Genomic DNA, 17,138 nt, shown 5'->3' on the forward strand with positions numbered 1-17,138 from the left:
ATGAGAAGAATGAAAGTGATTATACCGGTCCTGCTGATCGTTATTTCTGGTGGCGTACTGGCTTTCAATAAGTTAGGCAAAACAGACGATCCCCCTGGCCGTTACGAGGTTATCATGAACCTTGTAGGACAGATACTGAAAGAAGGCCATTACCAGCCTAAAGCGATTGATGACGCTTTCTCCAAAGAAGTGTTCACCAAATACCTGAAAGACCTGGACAGTGAAAAGAAATTCCTCCTTAAAAGCGATATAGACAAGCTCCAGCCATTATCTACCCATATAGATAATGAATTGCAAGGCGCTTCACTGGATTGCTTTAACAGCGTAAATGCCCTTATCAAACAAAGGGTAACAGAAGCTGCCCTCATTTACCCCGCCATTCTGGCCAAACCTTTTGACTTTACCAAACAGGAAACAGTAGTACTGGACCCAGATAAGATCGATTTTCCGGCAGACGAAGCTGCCCGTACAGAGGCATGGCGTAAGGTGCTGAAATACCGCACCCTGGAAAAGCTCACTGACCTGCAGGAAATGAGGGATAAAAGCAAAGAGGATAGCAGCAAAGCTAAAACAGATGCTCAGCTGGAAACTGAGGCCCGCGCCAAAGTTAAACAGCTGTACGACCGCTATTTTGACCGCTTAAAGAACAAGCAGGATGATAATGACCGTTTCAGCATGTATGTAAACGCCATTACCACCACCATGGACCCGCACACGGACTTCATGCCACCTGCCGATAAAAGATATTTTGAAGAGCAGATGGCCGGTAAGTTCTTTGGCATAGGCGCCGGACTTAAAGAGGAAGACGGCAAGATCAAAATAGGCAGTATCATCACCGGTAGCCCCAGCTGGAAACAGGGCGTTCTTAAACAGAATGATGTTATCCTGAAAGTAGCCCAGGGCGATAAAGAACCGATAGACATTACTGGTTATGCCGTAGAAGATGCAGTAAAGGTGATCCGTGGCGCCAAAGGCACTACCGTACGCCTGACCGTAAAGAGCACAGACGGCACTGTTAAGGATATCGCTATTGTACGTGATGAGATCGTACTGGACGATACTTTTGCCAAATCTGCCATCATCAATGGACAGCATAAAATAGGCTATATCTACCTGCCGGAGTTCTACGCTGATTTCCAGGACAGGAACGGCGCCCGCTCTGCAGTAGACGTAGAGAAGGAAGTACAGAAGCTGAAAGCCGAAAAGGTAGAAGGTATTATCCTGGACCTGCGTTTTAATGGCGGTGGTTCGCTGCAGGATGTGGTACAGATGGCCGGCCTGTTCATCCCGGATGGTCCCGTGGTGCAGGTGCGTTCCCGTGGCGGCGATAAGATCGTACTGCCGGATCGTGATAAGAACGTGCAATATGATGGCCCGCTGGCTATTATGGTGAACGAATACAGCGCTTCTGCCTCTGAGATCATGGCTGCTGCCATGCAGGATTATAAACGTGCTGTGATCATTGGTAGCACTTCTACCTTTGGTAAAGGCACTGTACAGCGCATGTATAACCTGGACGATTTCTTCCCCAATAAGCCGGAAATTGGCGCACTGGGCGCACTGAAGCTCACCGTTCAGAAATTCTACCGCGCTAATGGCGGTTCTACCCAGCTTAAAGGCGTAAGCTCAGACGTTGTACTGCCGGATCCTTACTATGAAGTAGGAGAGAAGAAAGATGAAGACGCCCTGGCCTGGGACGAAATTCCCAAAGCAAACTACAATACCTGGGTAGACCCGGTGAATGTAGAAGCCCTGCGTAAAAACAGCGCTAAAAGGGTGGGTAGCAGCGAAGCGTTTAAGATGATGACTGATAACATCAACACCATCAAGAACCTGGACAAACAAGAATCTTATTCCCTGAACTTACAGACCTTTAAGACAGAGCAGAAAAACAATGCTGCCGCCTTAAAGAAATATGATGCGGTAAATGATAAGATCAAGGAGCTGAACATCACTAACCTGAAAGCAGACCTGGACAAGATGGGTACTGATACCGTTAAGCTGGCCCGTAATAAGGATTGGCTGAAGTTCCGCTCTAAGGACCTTTACCTGGATGAGGCGGTGAACGTGATGAATGACCTGATCGTAATGTCTTATCCTAAAATGAAGGGTAAACCCACTAACTAAGTAAGCAATTACAAAATAAAAAAGGAGCGGATGGCATTAGCTATCCGCTCCTTTTTTATTTATAACTTTTAGTTAGTCTGCCAGCATATTGATGAGGTTCTGCAGCTCATCAAATTTATACTTCTCCTTATCATCCTGGTAGCATTTGGACAGCTCTTCCAGTAAGAAGCGGATGATCTGTTTATTGGATTGCGGCTTATAATAAGCCGGTACCGGTGGCACAGATACCCTTTTAAGATAGGTCTCCACATCCTGATGGGAGTAGATCTGTCCCTGCATGGGATCTATAAAAAAGAGGATGCGGTAGTCGTCTGGTTTGGGCGGTTCCGCAAAATCATAAAAGGAGTCAAAATAAGCCAGTATAAACTGCCGGGGAATGTTCACCGCATATACCGGCAGGTCCAGCATGGCGCAAAGGCTTTGGTAAATGATGCCATTGGTGATGGGATTGCCCCGTTTGGCCTCTATAACCTGGTTAATAAAGAACTGGTTCTTGCGCATATACGCTACTTCCTCTCCCTTTAGCCCAAAATAGTTATAGATCATGCTGTTCAGCACATTGATCTGCTCCAGCGGCGTCAGGTAGTTATTCAGCTCCAGCCATATATTGCGTTTGATCCGCTCTATTTCCGTCATTATCGGGTTGGGCACCATGTCCGGAAATTGATAACGGGCCACAAGAATGGAACCTTGCAACAGGTCCGGTGTTTCATTCCTTGTCCATTGCTGCAGGCCTACCTGTAAATCCTGGTAATGTACCCTGTGTATAAGCTGTTCTATCCTTTCCTGGATAGATTCATCAATTGTATTTTCCCATAAATGCTCTAAGTTGGGTATGATCTCCTTGCCATATAGCAAAATCTTACTGGCTACGGTATCAAATACTTCCTGATCCGGATCATCCAGCAAGTGGAACAGAGCATTGATTTCTTTTGTTTCATTCATACGCTTACAGATGTGCTAATGTGCAGATAATCTAAATGCTAATGTAGTAATAACAGATGTGCTTTAGATAATATTGTTCTGCATCAGCACATTAGCATAATTAACACACCAGCAGATTTATTCTGTCTTCTTCTTCCTGGCCGGCGCCTTTTTCTTTGGAGGGTTGGCTTTAACGTCCTCTATGATGGCTTTGGCCTCTTCTACAGTAATGTCGGCAGCGTGATCTATTCTTTCCTTAGGAATCTTATAGTTTTTCAGGCCTTGTTTAATATAAGGTCCGTATGGGCCTTTGAGTATTTGTATTTTTTCTTTTTCAAATATTTTAATGGTGCGTTCGTCCTTGGCTGTACGTTTTTCTACGATCAGCGGCGCTATCTCATCCAGCTCCACGGTATAAGGGTCCATTTCCTTTTTAAGGGAATAGAACTTCTTATCGTGCTGTGCATACGGTCCAAAGCGGCCTATATTCACTGTTACCTCCTGGTCTTCAAACATGCCCAGGGCACGTGGCAGGCGGAACAGCTCCATGGCGTCTGCCATGCTGATGGTCTCAATGCTCTGCGTGGCCTTTAGCTTGGCAAAGCGGGGCTTTTCCTCGTCTTCTGCCTTGCCTATCTGGATCATGGGGCCATAACGTCCCATGCGGGCTACTACTGGTTTACCGGTTTCCGGATCATCGCCCAGGAAGCGCTCACCTTTCACCCTTTCCGCTTTCTCCAGCGTATTGGCTACATCCTGGTGAAAAGGCTGGTAGAACTCATTCAGCATTTTGTTCCATACCTTTTTACCGTGGGCTATCTCGTCAAACTCTTCTTCTATCTTGGCGGTAAAGCCATAGTCCATTACGGAATCAAAGTACTGGTTCAGGAAGTCTGTTACTATCATGCCCAGGTCACTGGGGAATAGCTTGGACTTCTCTGCGCCGGTATTCTCCGCATCCGTGAGTTTATTGATCTTGTCAGCTTTCAGTACCAGTATCCGGAATTCTCTTTTCACGCCTTCCTTATCACGTTTCTCTACATAGGTACGTTTCTGGATGGTCGTGATGGTGGGTGCATAGGTGGATGGGCGGCCTATACCCAGTTCTTCCAGTTTCTTTACCAGGCTGGCCTCCGTATAGCGGGGGGCAGGGCGGGTAAATCTTTCTGTGGCCTTCATTTCCTTAAGGTCTACCACCTGTTTTACCTGCAGGGGAGGCAGTACGCCTTCCTGTTCTTCCTCGTCTGTAAGATCTTCATCGTCCCGGCTTTCCATATATACTTTCAGGAAGCCGTCAAACTTCAGCACTTCCCCGCTGGCGGTCAGCTCTTCGTGGTTGGTGGATATATCTATTTTGGCAATGGTCTTTTCCAGTTCCGCGTCCGCCATCTGGCTGGCAATGGTGCGTTTCCAGATCAGGTCGTACAGCCTTTTGGTATCGCTGTCATCCACAGAAGAATTCTCCATGTATGTAGGGCGAATGGCTTCGTGCGCCTCCTGTGCAGACTCATTCTTATTCTTGAACTTGCGATGCTGGTGGTACTTTTCCCCCCAGTTCTTGTCAATAGCCTGTTTAATATCCGTAAGCGCCGTATCAGAGAGGTTTACGGAGTCAGTACGCATGTATGTGATCTTACCGCTTTCGTACAATTTTTGGGCCAGCAGCATGGTTTTGGAAACGCTGTAGCCCAGCTTACGGCTGGCCTCCTGTTGCAGGGTGGAGGTGGTAAACGGCGCAGCTGGTGATTTCTTACCAGGTTTTACCTGTATGTCCTTAACGGTATATGCGGCGCCAATACATTGTGTCAGGAACTTTTCCGCATCCTCTGCCGTTTTAAACCGGCCGGGGCCTTCCGCCTTAAATGACATGCTTTTGCCCTGGGGATCCTTGGCGGTAAAGAAGGCTTCTACCCTAAAGCTGCTAACAGCGTTAAAGGCGTTGATCTCCCTTTCCCGCTCCACTATCAGCCTTACCGCTACAGACTGTACGCGGCCGGCAGAAAGGGAGTTGCGCATGCTCATTTTACGCCAGAGCACGGGGGACAGTTCAAAACCCACAATGCGGTCCAGTATACGGCGGGCCTGCTGGGCGTTTACCAGGTTCATATCCAGTAAACGGGGCTGTTGTACCGCCCTTTCTATGGCAGGCTTGGTAATTTCATGAAAAACAATACGTTTGGTGGTATGAGGGTCTAATCCCAGTACCTCGCACAAATGCCATGAAATGGCCTCCCCCTCACGGTCCTCATCCGTTGCCAGCCATACCTCATCGGTATCCTTCGCCAGCTTCTTTAACTCCTTCACTATCTTCTCTTTATCCTCAGGAACGGCATACTTTGGTTTGAAATTATTCTGTATGTCGATACCCATATCGTCCTTTTCCAGGTCGCGTATGTGCCCAAAACAAGATTTTACCTCAAAGTCGCTACCTAATATCTTTTCAATGGTCTTAGCCTTGGCCGGGGACTCAACTATAACTAGATTTTTTGCCATGAATGCCTTCTTTATTGCGAGCTAAATATGCAAAATTTAATATAAAAAATACAAATACGATTTTTGCAAGTATAGAAATTAAGGCTGAAAATAAAAAATAACCCTTTGTTTTATTGCGTTATAGGTTGTTTTAATATGAATAAATACATCGGCCGGGGTATTTATTAACGTATATTTATATATTCGGGCATCAGACCGGTAAAAAAGGATCAATTTATGGAGATAGTTATTATAGGAGCAGGTAATGTAGCACATTGTTTTGGCCATTTGCTCAAGATTCACGGGCATCAGATACGGCAGGTTATCAGCCGTAATAAAGAACACGCGCAGGAGCTGGCAGAAATGCTGCAGGCCCAGGCGTCAAACGATCTGCTGGATATAAATATGGAGGCAGATGTGTACCTGCTGGCCGTGAGTGACGCCGCCATTCCGGCGTTAAATGATGAACTGCGCCTGGGTAAGCGTATTGTGGCGCACACAGCCGGCGCGGTGCCCCTGGATGCCATCAGCCGCATATCTACCCATACAGGCGTATTATACCCCCTGCAATCCATCCGTAAGGAGCATAAAACTTATCCGCCCATCCCCATTATGCTGGAGGCCGGTAATGACGAGGTGCAGCGCCGCCTGCAATCCCTGGCCCAAAGCATTGCTTCCCGTATAGAGATCATTAACTCCCACCAGCGCCTGCAATTGCACCTGGCGGCCGTATTATGCAACAACTTCACCAATCACCTGATAGCCCGCGCCAAGGACTATTGCGAACAGGAAAGCCTTGACTTTAGCCTGCTGCAACCCATTATTAAGGAAACCTTTGAGCGCGTGGAGAAATACCCGCCAGAGTCCGTACAAACCGGCCCCGCCATGCGCGGCGACGCCCACACCATGGAGCTGCACCGCCGGTTGCTGGAAAAGGATGCGCAGCTGGAGCTTATGTACCGGGTACTGTCTGACAGTATTTACCAATTCCAGGCAAAAAAACTTTAGGTAATAAAAACATATTTTTGCGGACCGCCATCATGGTACCATTAATAATTAGGTATGCGTAAGCCTGCTTACACCATATAATTATATTATAATACCTAATTATTAATGGTACAAGCGGCGCAAACTAATTTTAATGGACAACGTTTTATCACTTTTCAAAACGATCAACACTTTTGTATTTGATGTAGATGGCGTGCTTACGGACGGAACCGTACAGCTGCTGCCCGGCGGCGAGCTTTCCCGGAAAATGAACGTAAAGGACGGGTATGCCTTGCAGCTGGCGGTTAAAAAAGGCTACCGGATCGTTATCATCTCCGGTGGAAGATCGGAAACTGTGGTAAGCCGTTTACAGGGACTGGGCATAAAAGACATTTATGTAAATACCACGGATAAGCAGGAAAGGCTCCAGGATTATGTGCTGGAACATGACCTGCAATGGGAAGAGTTGCTATTTATGGGCGATGATATACCGGACTATCGTGCCATGCAACTGGTGGGCCTGCCGGTATGCCCCGCAGATGCGGCGCCGGAGATCAAAAGCATCTGCCGCTATATTTCCCCGCAAACCGGTGGCAACGGATGCGTGCGGGAGGTAATAGAAAAGGTGTTGAAGCTCAACGGCCATTGGGAAATAGATGAATCTATCGCGTCTAAGTAACCACTATCGAACTGCCAACTTAAAATTGGGTTTTACCTTATTCTATCAGAACACTTATGAAACTATTAGGTGCTTTTTTCAGGTTGATCCGTTATCCTAACCTTATATATATAGGGCTTACACAGTTTTTATTGCAATACTGTGTAGTGGAGCCATTATTGGCCAGCAGTGGGGAAAAACCCTCACTTTCCGTGCTCTGCTTTGTGCTGTTGTCAATATCTACGGTGCTGGTGGCGGCTGCAGGATATATTATCAATGATTATTTTGACATTAATATAGATATCATCAATAAGCCGGAAAAGATGGTGCTGGATAAGATCATCAGCCGGCGCTGGGCCATGGCCTGGCATACCATCCTTAACATGGCGGGGGTATCTATTGGCTTTATAGTAGCCTGGAAAATAGGGCAGATCTACCTGGGCTTTACACAGGTCATCTGCTCCCTGTTGCTGTGGTTTTACTCCACCTCCTTTAAGCGGCAGGTGCTGATAGGCAATGTCGTTATTTCCCTGCTCACCGCCCTCAGCGTCGTTGTGGTAGGGTTTTACGAAAAACAGATCTACGAAAGCCTGGAAGCCATTATGTCGCAGGTAGGCCGCCGGCTCATCCAGATCATTGGGGTATATGCCCTGTTTGCTTTTGTAATATCTATGGTACGGGAAGTAGTGAAAGACCTGGAAGATATGATCGGGGATAGTAAGGATGGCTGCCGCACCATCCCCATTGTTTGGGGTGTGCTGCCCGCTAAAAGCTTTTGTTATGGTCTGTTACTGGGCCTGCAGCTATTGTTATTACTGGTAGAGATACGGATAGCCATCCCCGGCTGGTACCTGGCCATTGGTTACCTGCTGTTACTGGTGCAGGCGCCTGCCGTGTACATATATATACTCTTACGTAAAGCGCATTTGCCGGAACACTATCATAAGATAAGCTCCCTCATTAAGCTGGTAATGCTTACCGGTATTTTATCCATGATCTTCTTTAAAATCTATCTGTAATGTATAAGGGAAAACCCGTGGTGCTGGCATCGCAATCGCCCAGGCGCAAACAGCTGCTGGAGCAGGCAGGCATTCCTTTTGAGGTAAAGGTGGTGGAAACAGCGGAAACTTTTCCGCCAGATATGCCGGTAGCAGAAGCGCCCCTGCATATTGCCCGCCAGAAAGCTGCCGCTGTAAAATCCCTTTGTGAGGAAGATGATATTATCATTGCCGCAGATACGGTGGTGGTGCTGGATAATACCATTATTGGAAAACCTAAAGACCGGGAAGACGCTATCCGTATTTTAACAGCATTAGGCGGGCGTACGCATACCGTTATTACCGGCGTAGTGATCCATAACGGCGCCAGGGAAACCGCTTTCTCCAAAACAACAGACGTACATTTTAAACCCCTCTCGCAGGAACAGATCGTATACTACATAGATCAATATCAACCTTATGATAAGGCAGGCGCTTACGCCATACAGGAATGGATAGGCGCCGTGGCAATAGATGGTATTAATGGCTGCTTTTATAACGTGATGGGATTACCCGTAAGCAGGGTAGTGGAAGAATTGGAAAAGATGTAATCAGCCACCATAAAGGATTCGCTACTTTGGACGATAAGTATTTCTTTATTTATATGCCAGAATAATTAAATTCGTTTAGTCGCGCGGCACCATAAAGAAACCCTATTGTTAACTTTTAATGTTCCCTTTTAAAATGAAAAGGTTATCCCTCATTTTAATCACGGCATTTGCCGCCACGTTCGCATTCTCCACAGTTAATGCTGCTGTAAAACCAGTAAAAAATGTTGTTAAACAGCTCACCAACACCATCGTAGGTTACCAGATAGATGGTAATTATGTGTACACATTTTCAATTGATGCATCCACCGGTAATCCGCATCCAATTGCTGCAGTTACCGTGCAACTGTTGTCTAATGGTGATCTGTTAGATGTGATCAGTTTTTCAGGTGCAATAAATGTTGGCATACATTCCATCATTTCAGGTACCGCTAATCTTTCGTTCTTTAATGAAAATGGGATCCAGGTAGATAAAGTCCTTTCAGGCAGCCTGTTAGGCGGCGTTGTAGGAAAATAAGTTTCCCAAATAATAACAAAGGGGATACCGGCGCCGGCATCCCCTTTGTTATTTAAATATATTGTATGCCGGCGGTATGTTATTCCAGCACCAGCAGGTTCACATCTTTATGCTGCAACCAGTTTGATTCCTTTAGCTTCTGCAGGTTGATCACGCCTACCACATAGCGGTAAGTAGGCGATTCGTACTTCTCAGAAATATTATAGAACGCCGTCAGATCCACCTGGTCAGGGGTTCTGTACCGCAGGTATACTTTCAGCTGTACATCATTGGTGAACGCCGGTTGATTGGATTGTTTGATCTTTTTATACTCGTAACGGTAATTATACAGCAGGGCAGAAATATCTGATAACACCGCGCTGCCGGTGGCAGTGCCGCCCGCTCCCTTACCTACAAAGAACTGCTTATCTGTAAATGCGCTTTCCAGCAGTATACCGTTATACTCATTGTATACATCATACAACAGGTTATGTTCTTTTATGAGGTGTGGCAGCACATAGGCAAATACGCTACCGTTCTGGCGGCGGCAATTGCCTATGAGTTTTATAGTGGAATCGCGCTGGCGGGCAAACTGTATATCAAAATCGTTGAGGTGATGGATGCCAAAGTTAAATACCTCTTCCGGCCTTACAAAAGTGCCAAAAGCGTGCAATAGCAATATCACTATCTTAAACTTGGGATCGTAACCCTCAATATCCAGGGTAGGGTCTGTTTCCGCAAAACCCTTATCCTGCGCCTGTTGCAGGGCAGTTTCAAAGCTAAGCCCCTCTTCAAAGATCTTGGTAAGGATGTAGTTGGTAGAGCCGTTGCAAATGCCTTCTACGGCATTCAGCAGGTCGTTATCATAATACTCTTCCAGGTTGCGGATAATGGGAATACTGGCGCAGCTGGATGCCTCGTAAAGAAAAGGCACCTTATTGTCTACCTGCAGCTGATACAGCGCCGGCAGGTGCTCTGCGATCATACGCTTGCTGGCGCTTACCACAGCCTTGCCATTGCGCAGCGCGGTGCTTACTATCTCAAAGGCCGCTTCTGTTTCATTGATCAGTTCTACTACTACATCAATGGAAGGGTCTTCCAGTATTTCATTCTTGTCTGTTGTAAAATAGCTCATGTCTATGGGACGAGCCTTGTTAGGGTCTTTAATGCATATTTTCTTAATGCGCGCGTTAATGCCTTTTGTCCTGTTCAATACCTCGTAAAGTCCCTGGCCTACGCAGCCAAACCCAAAAATACCCAGGTTGATGATCTTACTTTCCATATTATTGTAAAACGGTGGTTTGTTTTCCTGATGGTTGGTTTAATTTATCTAATGCCTGTTTTAGATCATTGATAAGGTCTTCTGCATCCTCAATGCCTACGGACAGGCGGATACAGCTATCCTGCAGGCCTGCTTTTTTGCGGAAGTCCTCCGGTATGTTACGGTGCGTCATCGTAGCCGGATGGTCCAGCATACTTTTTACCCCGCCAAAGCTCTCCGCCAGTTTAAACAGGCGGGTAGCGTTCACAATACGGATCGCATTCTTGATACTATCGCTTTTCAGTGAAAAGCTTACCAATGCCCCATACAGTTTTTGCTGCTTGCGGGCTATGTGATGATTCTTATGTGCGGCCAGTCCCGGGTAAAAGACCTTATCTACCGCCGGGTGGCCAGTTAGCCAGTTGGCAATGGCCAATGCATTAGTGCATTGTTTTTCCAGCCGCAGGTACAGGGTTTCAATCCCCCTGATGGTGAGCCATGCATCAAACGGGCTCAGGATACTGCCGGAGATATTCTGGTTAAACCGTAGCTGATCTGCCAGCGGCTTGCTGTTCACCACTACCAGCCCGGCAATTACATCTGTATGGCCGGCCAGGTACTTGGTGGCGCTGTGGATGATAATATCCGCGCCCAGCGGAAAGGGTTGCTGTAGCAGCGGTGTGCACAGCGTATTATCCACCACCAGCAGTATATTATGCTGGCGGGCTATTTTGCTGATGGATTGGATGTCAGATACCTTGAGGGTGGGATTGGTAGGCGTTTCCAGCCATATGATACGGGTTGTAGGCGTAATGGCCGCTGCCACGTTATCGATACTGCTGGTATCCGTAAAGTTCACTTTTATCCCAAAACGCTCGATCATGTGATTGAACATCTGGAAAATGCCGCCATAGGTATCATCCACCGCTAATATCTCATCACCGGTCTTCAACAGCTTCAATACCGCATCTATAGCCGCCATACCGCTGGCAAAGGCAAAGCCCGCATAACCTTCTTCCAGGCTGCATATCAGGTTTTCCAACACCTTACGGGTAGGATTGTTGGCACGCGAAAACTCAAACCCTTTATTTATGCCGGGCGATTCCTGCACAAAAGTGGAGGTCTGGTAGATAGGCACGGAGATAGCGCCCGTCAGTTCATCTACCGGTATGCTATGGATGAGTTGTGTAGCTGTTTTCATCCGTTATGATAATTAGTTGTTTCTCGCATATGATATTCATAAAGGCCTGCCGGCACTGTTTGGAATAAATAGATCACAGGATGTCCCGTGGTTCAGTATATACTATCGGTGAAAGGAGGGGCAGCAAATAAAAAAGGGGCCTTCCAATAAGTTGGAAGAGCCCCTTTGAATATGATGATGGGAAAATATTTCTCTGCCAACTTATCTTTCCCCCGGTGTGCCGGGGGCAGGAATTAGCACCTTTTTTCCACTGCAAGCAGCGGAATTGGTTGCTAAGGCATCGCAGGGCCAAGTCCCTCCGCCTTTCTGGATAAGTGATATTTTAAGAACTGGGTGCAAAGGTAACAGTAGTTTTATGAAATTTCCAAATTTGAAAATCCGGAAGGGATGGTGTAAATTGCTAAAATAATTAGCAATTTGTTTTAGTTGTTGACCAGAAAAACCACCAAAATCAATGATCGTAAGTATTAGCCCGCTTTTAACGGAAGACCTGTTTCAGCATATCTGGCAGTTCCGTTTATTTACAAATTCCAATCTTACCACTACAGAAGGGGAACCGGTTCAGGTATTGTACCCCGGTTTGCATAACCATCATGCCGGTCCGGATTTTACGGCGGCTAAGATAAAGATAGGCGCCACCTTATGGGCTGGCAATGTAGAGCTGCATCTGCGTACCTCAGACTGGTACCGTCATGGGCATCAGCATAATGGCCAGTACAGTAATGTGATCCTGCATGTGGTGTTTGAGCACGATGTGGAGTTTTATGATACGGACAGGATGCCGCCCTGTGTAGAGTTGCAGCAGTACATCCCTAAAATGCTGTTGCGCCGTTATGATACCTTACGGCAGGATGCGGGGTTTGTGCCTTGTGAGTACGGCGCAGCCCAGGTACCGGATCTTATCTGGCATAACTGGAAAGAGCGTTTGCTGGTAGAGCGCTGGGAACGTAAAACCGGCACTTTGCAAACCTGGCTGCTGCAAACCAAACAGAATTGGGAAGAGGTATGTTACCGCGCGGTGGCCCACGGCTTTGGCCTGCCGGTAAATGAGGCCGCCTTTCTGCAGCTGGCACAATCCTTACCGCATAACCTGCTGGCCCGCCACCGGCCCAGCCTTATGCAGCTGGAAGCGCTGTTATTTGGGCAGGCTGGCATGCTGCAGGATACCTTTGCAGATGCTTACCCACAGGAGCTGCAGAAGGAGTACGCCTATCTGCGGCATAAATACAAGCTGCAACCCATCCCGGCACATCTCTGGAAATGGCTGCGTATGCGGCCGGCTTCTTTCCCCACCTTACGGATAGCCGGGCTGGCCGCTTTGCTGCATCAGTCGCCCAACTTGTTTTCAAGAATACTGGAGGCAGAGAGCATTGCTGCCCTGGAACGGCTTTTTACCGTACAACCCTCCGCATACTGGCAGGAGCATTACCGCTTTGATGGCCCGGTTACCCAAACCCGTTGCCCCGGCCGCCTGGCAGTACACAACATTCTTATAAATACCATTTTGCCAATATTGTTCCTCTATGGCCGTGAAAAAGCCATGAGTTATTACCAGGATAGGGCCCTGGAATTTATGGAAACCCTGCCCGCAGAAGAAAATAAGATCAGCCAGGCCTGGGAAGATATTGGCATACGGCAGCATAATGCCCTGGATTCCCAGGCGCTGCTCCAGCTTAAACAACAGTATTGTGATAGTAAGCAATGCCTTAAATGTGCCATAGGGGCTAAGTTGCTGCGGCAGGGCATTGTTTAATGGGCTAATATGCTGATGTGCTAACGGACCACGGAAAATGCCTGGGGACTAATAGTGTTAGATTACCGGGCGTAATATCTTGGTCACGCAATGTATAATCATCAGCACATCAGCATATTAGCACATTGGCACATTCACCTCATATCTACAGGAAAATTCATGTAAGTTTGTAACAATAAATGAAAACCCGCGTTTATAATAAGGTGCGTTAGGTTAGGGGGGAGTTTGGGATTTTCATTACATTTGATACAAATAGCCCAATTACTGTGAAAAAATTACACGTATTCCTGTTTTTACTATTGGTGGCTGGCAGTTTGCAAGCCCAAACTGACAAGAAAGATGCAAAAAAACAAGAGCGGGAACAAAGAAAGCTGAAGCGCATTTCCCTTTTCAGGGAACTGGAAGAAGGAGAGAATAACTACGAGCGGGAGTTTTCTATGGGCGGCCGTTTAAATACGGATGGTTGGAGCGGTTTTCTGGAGCTGGGCTACCGCAAGAACCGGAAGGTCGTAAACTATTTCCAATTTGAATTTGCTGAGAAGAAAGATCCCAAAGAGGATAAGAAACCGGGCAGGTTTGTACCGGTAGGCAACTTTGCCTACACGGAAAAGCCTTATATATATGGTAAGCAGAACAATTTTTACCAGGCCAAGCTGGGCGTAGGCCAGCGCTACCTGATAGGCGGTAAGGGCAATAAGAACGGGGTAGAGGTGAACGCCATTTATTATGGTGGCGTCTCTATCGGCTTATTGAAACCGTACTACCTGAAAGTACAGGACCCTGCTAATGATGAGGAACGGGACGTAAAATATGGCACTAATCCCGATCTGGATTCCGCCTTTGTAGATCCCTCCAAGATTATTGCCGGCGCCGGCTTTGGAAAAGGCTGGGGCGAGATCACGGTAGTACCCGGTTTGCATGCTAAAGCAGGTTTGCGGTTTGACTGGGCCAAGTTCAACGAGGTAGTGAGCGCCCTGGAAATAGGGGTAAATGCCGAATACTATACCAAAGATGTACCCATCCTGGTAGATCAGACCGGTAAGAAGTTCTTTTTCAATGCTTATCTCAGCCTTCAGTTTGGAAAGCGCTGGGATAGAAAATAGTTAATGAGAAGTTAGTACCTTTGTTGCTCTAAAGAAAGGAGTTAGCGATGCAAGAACAAACTGTATGTGGGACACCGGTAGCAGCGCCCAAGACCAAGAAACCAGACTGGCTGCGTGTGAAATTGCCAATTGGAGAAAACTACAAGCAGGTCAGGAACCTGGTTGATACCCATAAATTACATACTATTTGCGAAAGCGGTAATTGCCCTAACATGGGAGAATGCTGGGGAGCAGGTACCGCTACCTTTATGATACTGGGTAACATCTGTACCCGTAGCTGCGGGTTCTGCGCAGTGGCCACCGGCCGGCCGGAACCGGTAGATTGGGATGAGCCTCAGCGTGTTGCAGAAGCCATCTACCTGATGAAAGTAAAACATGCGGTAATTACCTCCGTAGACAGGGACGAGCTTAAAGACGGCGGCTCCATTATCTGGGCCAATACCATTAAAGCCGTACGCGCCCTTAACCCCAACACCACCATGGAAACCCTTATCCCCGACTTCAGGGGCCAGTGGGAAAATCTCCAAAACATAATAGACGTAGCGCCAGAAGTGGTTTCCCATAACCTGGAAACAGTGGAACGCCTTACCAAACAGGTACGTATACAGGCTAAATACCATCGTAGCCTGGAAGTGATCCGGCGGCTGAAAGAGGGCGGCATGCGCACTAAAAGCGGCATCATGCTGGGCCTGGGCGAAACTAAGGAAGAAGTGATACAGGCCATGCAGGACCTTTATGATAACGGGGTAGATGTGATCACCCTGGGCCAGTACCTGCAGCCTACCCCCAGGCATCTGCCAGTGGTACGTTTCGTACACCCTGATGAATTCGCTGAATTCCGGGAAATAGGCTATAACATGGGTATTGATTATGTGGAATCCGGTCCCCTGGTACGTTCCTCTTACCATGCAGAAAAGCATATACATAGTGGACGTAATAAATAAAGAATGGTTAACATAGATATTTAACCATTCAACCATATATCTGTATATTTTTGGAAACCATGGCTATCTTTGCGTAGCTAATTATAACCTTAAACCTACCTGATACGCGCTTGGTAGCCTTTGCCAAACGCTTAGCAACCTTAATAGCGGGCTATTGGAGGAGTTATGTCGTCCATAGAACTTTTTTGTAATAATTATGTATATTATTACTATAGGAATACGTGCAGCCGGCTAATGCGTTAAACCCGTTATTATATATTCTGATTGGAATAAAGATGAATTGATTGTCAAAATATGAAAAAAACAATTTACCTGGCGGCTATAGTTGGAATGGTATTCCATTCCAGTTATACATTCGCACAGCAATTACCGGATTCATTATTGCCAGACGCCAATTTGCGCGATTGTATTAAGTACGCCTTATCCCATCAGCCCGTTGTAAGACAGTCCCTGATAGATGAAGCGATCACTGAAGCTACGATCAAAAGCAAACTGGCAGACTGGTATCCGCAGATCAACCTGGATTATAACATCCAGCACTACCTGCAGATACCTACCTCTTATTTCCAGGGTAACCCCGTAAGGCTGGGGGTATCTAACAACTCCACTATCGGTTTTTCCCTGACCCAGAACCTGTTTAACCGCGATGTATTGCTGGCCAGCCGTAGCGCCCGTGATGTTCGCCAGCAGGCTAAACAAACTACTGCCAGCAACCAGATAGATGTGATCACCAATGTGAGCAAGGCATATTATAATGTATTGCTTACCAAAAGGCAGATCACGGTTTTGGAAGAGGATATCATCCGCCTGGAACGCAGCCAGAAAGATGCATACAATCAATACCAGGGCGGTATAGTAGATAAAACAGACTACAAACGCGCCAATATTTCCCTGAACAACGCCAAAGCCCAGCGCAAAACCGCCTCAGAGCAGCTTAACAGCAGCTACGCGGTGCTTCGCGAGCTGATGGGGTACCCCAACTCAGGAGATCTGAAGCTGGTAGATGATACCCTGCAAATGGAAAGCGAAGTATCCCTGGATACCTCTACTACTGTTACTTACGAGAACAGGATAGAATACCAGCTGTTACAAACACAGCAACGGCTGCTGCAGGCAGAGCTCAAGTATAATAAATGGAGCCTGCTGCCCACCGTATCCGCATTTGCCAACTACAATGCCGCTTATCTGAATAATGAATTCTCTAAGCTGTACCAGGATAACTTTCCCAACTCCCTGTTTGGATTAAAATTATCCCTGCCTATTTTCCAGGGTTTCAGGCGTACGCAGAACATCCGTGCCGCAGAGCTGCAGTTGAAACGTACGGACTGGGACTTTGCAGCGCTTAAGAACCAGATCAACACAGAATATACGCAGGCCATGTCTGCCTACAAAAGCAGCTTTTATAACTACGTGGTGTTAAGGGAGAACATGCAGGAAGCAAAGGAAGTATACGACCTGATAGCGCTGCAATATAAGGAAGGCGTAAAAACCTACCTGGAAGTGATCACTTCCGAAACAGACCTGCGTACCGCACAGATCAATTATTTTAATGCGCTGTACGAAGTGCTGTCCAGCAAGATAGATCTGCAGAAAGCATTGGGAACATTAACAGCTAATAACTAAAAAG

14 protein-coding genes and 1 riboswitch are annotated in these 17,138 nt (G+C 47.0%); of the genes, 10 read left to right on the forward strand and 4 right to left on the reverse strand.

Going from position 1 to position 17,138, the window contains the following annotated elements; translation table 11 throughout:
* Entirely contained in the window at nt 1-2,127 is a 2,127-nt protein-coding gene (locus tag F0L74_RS18725; protein WP_149839401.1) for a carboxy terminal-processing peptidase, read from the forward strand.
* 72 nt (nt 2,128-2,199) lie between these two features.
* On the opposite strand, the gene F0L74_RS18730 is transcribed toward F0L74_RS18725, so the two are convergent.
* The gene (locus tag F0L74_RS18730) at nt 2,200-3,072 is read right to left on the reverse strand and encodes a transglutaminase-like domain-containing protein (protein ID WP_149839402.1); all 873 of its coding nucleotides are present in this window, start codon (nt 3,070-3,072) and stop codon (nt 2,200-2,202) included.
* 117 nt (nt 3,073-3,189) lie between these two features.
* Nucleotides 3,190-5,544, reverse strand: coding sequence for a type I DNA topoisomerase (topA, locus tag F0L74_RS18735; RefSeq protein WP_149839403.1), 2,355 nt, complete (start codon nt 5,542-5,544; stop codon nt 3,190-3,192).
* A 216-nt stretch (nt 5,545-5,760) separates the two neighbouring features.
* On the opposite strand from topA, the gene F0L74_RS18740 reads away from it, so the two are divergent.
* From F0L74_RS18740 to F0L74_RS18760, 5 genes are all read left to right on the forward strand, one after another.
* Complete coding sequence (locus tag F0L74_RS18740) at nt 5,761-6,531, forward strand: Rossmann-like and DUF2520 domain-containing protein (RefSeq protein WP_149839404.1); 771 nt, start codon at nt 5,761-5,763, stop codon at nt 6,529-6,531.
* Between the two features lie 133 nt (nt 6,532-6,664).
* Nucleotides 6,665-7,189: a KdsC family phosphatase gene (locus F0L74_RS18745; protein WP_149839405.1), complete on the forward strand. Its 525-nt coding sequence runs from the start codon at nt 6,665-6,667 to the stop codon at nt 7,187-7,189.
* Nucleotides 7,190-7,245: 56 nt separating this feature from the next.
* Complete coding sequence (locus F0L74_RS18750; RefSeq protein WP_149839406.1) at nt 7,246-8,187, forward strand: geranylgeranylglycerol-phosphate geranylgeranyltransferase; 942 nt, start codon at nt 7,246-7,248, stop codon at nt 8,185-8,187.
* Nucleotides 8,187-8,756, forward strand: a complete 570-nt coding sequence (locus F0L74_RS18755) for a Maf family protein (protein WP_149839407.1) — start codon at nt 8,187-8,189, stop codon at nt 8,754-8,756. Before F0L74_RS18750 ends, F0L74_RS18755 begins: the two co-directional genes overlap by 1 nt.
* A 133-nt stretch (nt 8,757-8,889) precedes the next feature.
* Nucleotides 8,890-9,270 (forward strand): hypothetical protein, encoded by a 381-nt coding sequence (locus tag F0L74_RS18760; protein WP_149839408.1) that lies wholly within the window; start codon nt 8,890-8,892, stop codon nt 9,268-9,270.
* Between the two features lie 79 nt (nt 9,271-9,349).
* On the opposite strand, the gene F0L74_RS18765 is transcribed toward F0L74_RS18760, so the two are convergent.
* Together F0L74_RS18765 and F0L74_RS18770 are read right to left on the reverse strand one after the other, a co-directional pair.
* Nucleotides 9,350-10,531 carry a homoserine dehydrogenase gene (locus tag F0L74_RS18765; protein ID WP_149839409.1) on the reverse strand — a complete coding sequence of 394 codons (1,182 nt, stop codon included), beginning with the start codon at nt 10,529-10,531 and terminating at the stop codon, nt 9,350-9,352.
* A 1-nt stretch (nt 10,532) separates the two neighbouring features.
* The gene (locus F0L74_RS18770) at nt 10,533-11,711 is read right to left on the reverse strand and encodes a trans-sulfuration enzyme family protein (protein ID WP_149839410.1); all 1,179 of its coding nucleotides are present in this window, start codon (nt 11,709-11,711) and stop codon (nt 10,533-10,535) included.
* A 198-nt stretch (nt 11,712-11,909) separates the two neighbouring features.
* A riboswitch (SAM riboswitch) is annotated at nt 11,910-12,028 on the reverse strand.
* 137 nt (nt 12,029-12,165) lie between these two features.
* On the opposite strand from F0L74_RS18770, the gene F0L74_RS18775 reads away from it, so the two are divergent.
* From F0L74_RS18775 to F0L74_RS18790, 4 genes are all read left to right on the forward strand, one after another.
* Nucleotides 12,166-13,464, forward strand: a complete 1,299-nt coding sequence (locus F0L74_RS18775) for a DUF2851 family protein (RefSeq protein WP_149839411.1) — start codon at nt 12,166-12,168, stop codon at nt 13,462-13,464.
* 266 nt (nt 13,465-13,730) lie between these two features.
* Entirely contained in the window at nt 13,731-14,567 is an 837-nt protein-coding gene (locus F0L74_RS18780) for a hypothetical protein (protein WP_149839412.1), read from the forward strand.
* 47 nt (nt 14,568-14,614) lie between these two features.
* A complete protein-coding gene (lipA, locus tag F0L74_RS18785) occupies nt 14,615-15,511 on the forward strand; it encodes a lipoyl synthase (protein ID WP_149839413.1) in 897 nt (298 codons plus the stop codon).
* 294 nt (nt 15,512-15,805) lie between these two features.
* Complete coding sequence (locus F0L74_RS18790) at nt 15,806-17,134, forward strand: TolC family protein (protein ID WP_149839414.1); 1,329 nt, start codon at nt 15,806-15,808, stop codon at nt 17,132-17,134.
* Nucleotides 17,135-17,138 lie beyond the last annotated feature (4 nt).

The organism is Chitinophaga agrisoli, assembly GCF_008386695.1.
Classification (GTDB): domain Bacteria; phylum Bacteroidota; class Bacteroidia; order Chitinophagales; family Chitinophagaceae; genus Chitinophaga; species Chitinophaga agrisoli.